Raw genomic sequence first — 6628 nt, forward strand, 5'->3', positions numbered from 1 at the left:
CCAATAGTCCGGTGGCGATAGCGAGAAGGTCACACCCGTTCCCATACCGAACACGGAAGTTAAGCTTCTCAGCGCCGATGGTAGTTAGGGGCTGTCCCCTTGTGAGAGTAGGACGTTGCCGGGCAAACCTTTATTTTATTCCGCGGTAGCTCAGTGGTAGAGCAACGAGCAAAGCATCTTGAATGGTGCTGCGAGTTGTACTCATCGAGCTGCTACTTGAATTAACATTCTGAGATGAGGACTATCGGGAAGTATTCAAGGTAGAGGAATATATTATTAATTTTCCGCGGTAGCTCAGTGGTAGAGCAATCGGCTGTTAACCGATCGGTCGTAGGTTCGAATCCTACCCGCGGAGCCATTTTAGTCACTTTATTAGTAGTATAATTGTGAGCTAGAATGCATGCTTCCATAGCTCAGCAGGTAGAGCACTTCCATGGTAAGGAAGAGGTCACCGGTTCGAGCCCGGTTGGAAGCTCTTTGAAAATGACATTACGGCCCCTTGGTCAAGCGGTTAAGACACCGCCCTTTCACGGCGGTAACACGGGTTCGAATCCCGTAGGGGTCATTAAAGTTGCACTTGCTGCAACATTGGAGGATTAGCTCAGCTGGGAGAGCACCTGCCTTACAAGCAGGGGGTCGGCGGTTCGATCCCGTCATCCTCCACCAACATTTTTTCGCGTTAGCGAAAATAATGTACCTTTTAATTGTTTGTGTTAATATATAGGCCGGCCTAGCTCAATTGGTAGAGCAACTGACTTGTAATCAGTAGGTTGGGGGTTCGAGTCCTCTGGCCGGCACCATTTTTATGTTTCGGAGGGGTAGCGAAGTGGCTAAACGCGGCGGACTGTAAATCCGCTCCTTCGGGTTCGGCGGTTCGAATCCGTCCCCCTCCACCAACCTTATTTCGCAATAGCGAAAATAAGGCACCATTATTAATTACAAAATACAGTAACAAATTTTCATTATTGGACACTAGTGGAAATAAGAGTTGTATCATAAAAACATAAAAACAGGACAAGCTATAAGTAGTCCTTTTTATTTTTGAATTTTACATATTATTGGGCTATAGCCAAGTGGTAAGGCAACGGACTTTGACTCCGTCATTCGTAGGTTCGAATCCTGCTAGCCCAGCCAATTTTAGAGCCATTAGCTCAGTCGGTAGAGCATCTGACTTTTAATCAGAGGGTCGAAGGTTCGAGTCCTTCATGGCTCATACCTCTTAAGATAGTTATCTTAAGAGGTTTTTTATATTCAAAAAAAGACTATAATGATTATTTAAATCCTTATAGTCTTCTATGGCTATTTAAGAGGTATTTTAATTGGCTCAAGTTTAAATGGTGGCTTAGCGGATTCTAATTCAACTCCAGGCTCAGATGGATTTTGATTTTCCATTTCTTTGAAAACAGTCACAATTGGTGTGACAGTAATAGAAGTTGCATTTTCATCTATTCTGTTGTAATCACTCTTCCATGCTGTCCTCCTATGTTACCACCGTATAAACTACTACTTACAACCGTGTATTTATTACTTAGATTGTCTGTTATTTCAAAATCATAAAAGACAGTTATCCAATTCTCTTCTATCCATTCTTTTGCATGTATATTTGCTTTTCCAATAAAATAAATGCTAGTAGAAATTGGTGTGGTTGTGATATTTTTAAGTTTTACTTCGAACCCATCTCCCTTAGTTCCAACATTTTTGAACTGGTGTACTTCACTATCAACTCTATCCAAGGTAAATTCAAATGACCAATTACCTTTTGTTTCAATATTATTGTCAAATCGTGAATAGATCGAAGTTGCGTCCCAAGTAAAATCAATGGTATCAGGTCGATTACCGTTCAATATATTCAGCATGAATAAGCCAGCATACTTATGATCACCTAGTTTCTTTATTAACTGGTTTTCGCTTAGTAAACATCAAGTTCCTTAAACAGGTATGGTTCGCTATATATTAAGGGCTCCTCTCCTAAGTCGTGAGCACTATCAATTATATAGGCTATTGTAATGTTCTCCCCGTCATATACCGCATCAGTTAAAGTAATACGGACACCGTTACTTTCCTGTACTAAATCCAATTTAGTGGTGTAACGATCGTAATCGTTAAAAATATACTCTTTTACGTTATCTTCAAACAAATTGAAAATATTATGAAGTACTGGTAATTTTTCTGTCAAAGATGGGATTGAAAAACCGAGTGTAATAATAGTTGTAATAAAAAGAAGGGCTGCAACAGATCAGGTTTTAATTAAAGGAACTTTCTTATTGTTTTTTGTTTTGGTTGAGAGTATTCCTTTACGAATGGAGTCTCGGACTTCCTTTTTTGGCACTTCTATTTGCTCATATATTTCCTGCAAGAGTTTCTCTTTCATTATATCCGGCCCCCTTTCAATCCGATTCTTAATTGTTTTCCTCTATGAAGATAAGTTTTTACAGTATTCTCAGGTATGTCCATAATAGTAGCAATATCTTTAATTGGAAGGTCATGAAAATAAAATAGAATGATGGCATCTCGGTAGTTATCATTTAAGTTAGTAATGGCAATAAATAAATCGATTTGTTCAATATTGGACTTTTCATTTCTTGAAATAAACAGCTCTACATTTTCCAGTGGGCTCTCTCTCTTTTTCTTTTTTAAGAAATCATATGCTGAATTGATAAGAATTTTTGTTAACCAAGTGGAGAAGTATTTGTTTATCTTTAATGTACGAATTGCTATATAGGCTTTATAACTAGTTTCTTGGACGATGTCTAAAGCGTCCTCGCGGTTTCTTACGTATAAAAAGGCAGTACGATATAATTGATCGCTATATAACATAAGGAGTTCTTCAAAAGCATCAATCACCAGATTTTGCTTTTATGATTAGTTTTATATGTTGCATTGTCATCTTCCTTTCATCTAGCTATTAGATAGTCAAAAACCAGAAAAAGTTTCAAAAATATTTAAAAATTAAAGAAACTTGTTTCCTATAAAAGGAGCTAATAAAAGCACGAGACGGATAAAAGGATCTATAAACAGTCGACCAGCTTCTTATTTTCGCTCGCTCATTTTTTTATCTTTAAAGCTGAAAATGTCGAAAACAGAGGCCGTTAACTAAAAAGTAGCATAAAAATATTTTTGAAGTGTACTCAGCCAAATGTTATTATATTTGAACACAATGAATAGGACGTGAATCTGATGCAAATAAGTAATAAATAAAAAGACCATCATTATATTTTTAGATGACTGAAATAAAGGAATATGGAATAAAAAATATCAAGCTAAGTGAAACCTTTAATAGTAAAATGTGCTCTTTTGCCGAAATAGAAGAAATTTATCAAATGAAAATCACACTTTTGAATTGAGATTATTCGCACTATGGAATAAATTACCAAATGATCTAATTAATCATATCTTTTATTTGTAAAGATTCATTTTAAGATATTCATTTTCATATTAGAATGAATTTTCAAACGCATATATATACATTATTTTGTCGAGTTGAGTCAAAGGAATGTAAGCGTATAAAATAAGAGTAAGACAAGATGGGAGGGAAAAGCAGGTGCGAAAGTTATCTATTATCGGGATGCCGATGGATCTGGGGCAAATGAGGCGTGGTGTAGATATGGGACCAAGTGCCATTCGCTACGCGGGAGTAAATGAAAGGTTACAAATGTTATTTGATGAAGTGAATGATCTTGGTGATATTTCAATTGGGAGACCGGAGGTTCAGATTGATAAGGAGTCAAAGCTAAGAAATCTTGAATTGATTGCTGAGAAAACAGCCATCCTAGCAGACAAAGTAGATGAGGTCATTCAATCCGGTGCTTTTCCTTTAGTGTTGGGTGGCGATCATAGTATTGCCATAGGGACTCTAGCAGGTGTATCCCGGCACTATCAGAATTTGGGCGTGATTTGGTACGATGCTCACGGTGATTTAAATACGGCTGAAACATCACCGTCTGGTAACATTCATGGGATGCCCTTAGCGGTTAGTATTGGTTTAGGACATCCGATGTTAACGAAGATAGGTGGTTATCAACCAAAAGTAAAACCTGAAAATATCGTGATTATTGGTGCTCGTTCATTAGATGAGGGAGAGAGAGCGCTTATAAAAGAAAAAGGAATCAGAGTCTATACAATGCATGAAATTGATCGTTTAGGGATGACAAAGGTCATGGAAGAATCAATCGAATATTTACAGGAACGGACAGATGGGGTACATTTGTCACTGGATTTAGATGGATTAGATCCAACAGATGCGCCTGGAGTCGGAACTCCGGTAAATGGAGGGATAAGCTATCGTGAAAGCCATTTAGCGATGGAAATGTTAGCTGAATCGGAAATAATTACCTCGGCTGAATTTGTCGAAGTAAATCCGATCTTAGATGAGAAAAACAAAACAGCATCAGTGGCAGTGGCTTTAATGGGTTCCTTATTTGGCGAGAAATTATTATAATGAAGTTAGTAGAGACATGATTGATAGTAAGGGCTGCACCCCTAACGTTATATATGGGGGTGCAGTTTACTATTATTTAAGGGTTTCTTCGTATTTTTGATACTGATTTAACAAAACATCAAGTTCTTTGCTAAGCTTAAGTACTTCTTCATCTGTAAGTGAAGTCGAGGCGGCAATGGAGATCATTTGATTACGACACGATTCAATTTCCTGTAATAATTTTGTCCTCATAACACCATCCTTTAATTTCTTTATTCCCGATGTCCAAATTCTTAAACCATATATGTCTTTTTTTGTTAAAATAGAAGATATATAAATAATCATGGTTCCATTTGCTTACGAAATTTTGACACATTCGTTTAGAGTAGAGAAATAATAAATTGATCTCGTAAATAAATGAAACTTTTTCTGCTATCGATTCGTATATCGACTAGCCGCATAGAGCGGAGGTAAATAGAAAAATGGATGCAATAGTAAAAAAAAGAATTAAGCAAGTACTGAAAGGCGATCAAAATGCCTATGCGGAAATAGTTGAGATCTATAAAGATAAAGTATTTCAACTATGCTTTCGAATGCTGGGGAATCGCCATGAGGCAGAGGACATGGCACAGGAAGCATTTATCCGAGCATATGTAAACATCGCAAGCTTTAATATTGATTTAAAATTTTCAACGTGGCTATATCGAATTGCCACTAATCTATGTATTGACCGGATTAGAAAGAAGAAACCGGATTTTTACCTGGATGCGGAGGTCTCTGGCACAGATGGGTTAACGATGTACTCGCAAGTTCCTTCAGATTCAGCGTTACCAGAGGAAGAGGTCGAAAGTATTGAACTACATGAAACGATCCAGAGAGAGATCGCAAAATTACCTGAGAAGTATCGCTCTGTCATCGTTTTAAAGTATATCGAAGAACTTTCGTTAAACGAAATCAGTGAGATTCTGGATATGCCTTTAGGAACAGTGAAAACTCGCATTCATAGAGGGCGAGAAGCGTTGAGACACCAATTACGGAATGTTTAATGAGAGGTGAGAACAGTGAGTTGTTCTGAAAAATATGTTGCTTATATGCATGAATATTTAGATGAGGAGATCTCAATAGAGCATGAAAGGGAACTGAAAGAACATCTTTTAAAATGTCCTGAATGTCAAAAGCATTTTCATGAGCTAGAAAAATCCTTGGCGTTAGTAAAGAGTATTGCCCACGTGACAACACCGGATGACTTTACATTGAACGTGATGAATAGATTGCCGAAAGAAAAGAAAAAAGTAGGTTTCCAAAGATGGTTGAGGCATCATCCATTGCTAACGGCAGCCTCTTTATTTCTAGTTTTGATGGTGGGGAGTCTTTTTTCCTCATGGAACACAGGCCATGATTTGTCTGTATCAAAACAGCCAAACCTAATTGTTAAAAATGATACGGTTATTGTACCAGAAGGTGAAGTTGTCAAAGGGGATGTTGTTGTTCGAAACGGCAGCCTTAGAATTGACGGGCAAATTGATGGGAATGTAACGGTTATAAACGGAACGGTCATAAACGGGGATAAATATCTGGCTTCTGCTGGAGATGTAACCGGAGAGATTAAGGAAATCAATGCGATCTTCGAATGGGTATGGTATCATTTGAAGAATATGGCGAAAGAAGCGATTAACTTCTTCGAAGAGTCGGAACAGTCACAAGCTGTGACAGTTTCAGGCTATTGACAAATGCTTGCTTTCTTTGTTGCTTCGCCTTGTCCGGTGCTCATTACCTACTGTGGTAACTGGGCTCCTCCCAAGGCTTTGCTCCTCGAAAGCCAAACGATTTCAAAATAGCCTAAAGATAACTGTTATCAATTATTTATAACTTTGGCTACATTCTGGAGCAGTCACAAGGTGTGACTGTTTTTCTATGGTGAATAAAATTTAATGGATGAATATCTATTCAACTTTAAGATCCTTTTTATTTGAGCACTGAAGAGAGGAAGTTTTTTAACGAAAGAACTAGACCCTCCAGTATGGATGAAGGGTTCATTCTCGCAGATAACGTCACTTTTCAGTTTTTTCTGAAGGCACACTGCGCTTTTTTAAAAGATAAGAAAGTATAAAAATTTAAGGTCTACCGCAGTCATTAGGGCTGTGGTATTTTTTATTTATGGACAGAAATATTCTAAAAGAGATCTTTTTTGATCATCATCAACATTGGGAA

General features: G+C 37.5%; 7 protein-coding genes, 8 tRNA genes, 1 rRNA gene and 1 pseudogene. 12 read left to right on the top strand and 5 right to left on the bottom strand.

The genetic code is table 11. The features are described from left to right. Positions 1-7: 7 nt before the first annotated feature. The 9 genes from rrf (at position 8) to PZE06_RS25130 (ending at position 1213) form a co-directional block, all read left to right on the top strand. Positions 8-124 (top strand): 5S ribosomal RNA (gene rrf, locus PZE06_RS25090). Positions 125-283: 159 nt separating this feature from the next. Next, positions 284-358: transfer RNA gene (locus PZE06_RS25095), tRNA-Asn, on the top strand. A gap of 44 nt (positions 359-402) precedes the next feature. After that, positions 403-475: transfer RNA gene (locus PZE06_RS25100), tRNA-Thr, on the top strand. Positions 476-493: 18 nt separating this feature from the next. Further along, a tRNA-Glu gene (locus PZE06_RS25105) sits at positions 494-565 on the top strand. Between the two features lie 25 nt (positions 566-590). Further along, positions 591-666 (top strand) — tRNA-Val (locus PZE06_RS25110). Positions 667-724: 58 nt separating this feature from the next. Continuing rightward, positions 725-800, top strand: a tRNA-Thr gene (locus tag PZE06_RS25115). Positions 801-812: 12 nt separating this feature from the next. Continuing rightward, positions 813-896: transfer RNA gene (locus PZE06_RS25120), tRNA-Tyr, on the top strand. A 163-nt stretch (positions 897-1059) separates the two neighbouring features. Next, positions 1060-1134, top strand: a tRNA-Gln gene (locus PZE06_RS25125). 6 nt (positions 1135-1140) lie between these two features. Continuing rightward, positions 1141-1213 (top strand) — tRNA-Lys (locus tag PZE06_RS25130). Between the two features lie 232 nt (positions 1214-1445). Here PZE06_RS25130 and PZE06_RS25135 read toward each other — a convergent pair. From PZE06_RS25135 to PZE06_RS25145, 4 genes and pseudogenes are all read right to left on the bottom strand, one after another. Beyond that, a complete protein-coding gene (locus PZE06_RS25135; protein WP_150917691.1) occupies positions 1446-1856 on the bottom strand; it encodes a hypothetical protein in 411 nt (136 codons plus the stop codon). Between the two features lie 53 nt (positions 1857-1909). Further along, positions 1910-2221, bottom strand: a pseudogene (locus PZE06_RS30175) (DUF4179 domain-containing protein); the annotation flags it as partial. A 15-nt stretch (positions 2222-2236) separates the two neighbouring features. After that, the gene (locus PZE06_RS25140; RefSeq protein WP_263641571.1) at positions 2237-2371 is read right to left on the bottom strand and encodes a hypothetical protein; all 135 of its coding nucleotides are present in this window, start codon (positions 2369-2371) and stop codon (positions 2237-2239) included. Next, positions 2371-2817 carry a sigma-70 family RNA polymerase sigma factor gene (locus PZE06_RS25145; RefSeq protein ID WP_263641572.1) on the bottom strand — a complete coding sequence of 149 codons (447 nt, stop codon included), beginning with the start codon at positions 2815-2817 and terminating at the stop codon, positions 2371-2373. The genes PZE06_RS25140 and PZE06_RS25145 overlap by 1 nt, the downstream gene beginning before the upstream one ends. Before the next feature lie 724 nt (positions 2818-3541). Between PZE06_RS25145 and rocF the strand changes: the two genes are divergently transcribed. Continuing rightward, entirely contained in the window at positions 3542-4438 is an 897-nt protein-coding gene (gene rocF, locus PZE06_RS25150) for an arginase (protein ID WP_150917694.1), read from the top strand. A 72-nt stretch (positions 4439-4510) separates the two neighbouring features. Here rocF and PZE06_RS25155 read toward each other — a convergent pair whose 3' ends face one another. Further along, on the bottom strand, positions 4511-4669 hold the full coding sequence (locus PZE06_RS25155; RefSeq protein WP_150917698.1) for an aspartyl-phosphate phosphatase Spo0E family protein: 159 nt from the start codon (positions 4667-4669) through the stop codon (positions 4511-4513). Between the two features lie 230 nt (positions 4670-4899). Here PZE06_RS25155 and sigW point away from each other — a divergent pair, with 230 nt between their 5' ends. After that, positions 4900-5463 carry an RNA polymerase sigma factor SigW gene (gene sigW / locus PZE06_RS25160; RefSeq protein ID WP_095314601.1) on the top strand — a complete coding sequence of 188 codons (564 nt, stop codon included), beginning with the start codon at positions 4900-4902 and terminating at the stop codon, positions 5461-5463. A gap of 15 nt (positions 5464-5478) precedes the next feature. Continuing rightward, on the top strand, positions 5479-6144 hold the full coding sequence (locus PZE06_RS25165; protein ID WP_150917700.1) for an anti-sigma factor family protein: 666 nt from the start codon (positions 5479-5481) through the stop codon (positions 6142-6144). Positions 6145-6628: the final 484 nt, after the last annotated feature.

The sequence above is a fragment of the Robertmurraya sp. DFI.2.37 genome, from assembly GCF_029211245.1.
GTDB classification, from domain to species: domain Bacteria; phylum Bacillota; class Bacilli; order Bacillales; family Cytobacillaceae; genus Robertmurraya; species Robertmurraya methanolica_A.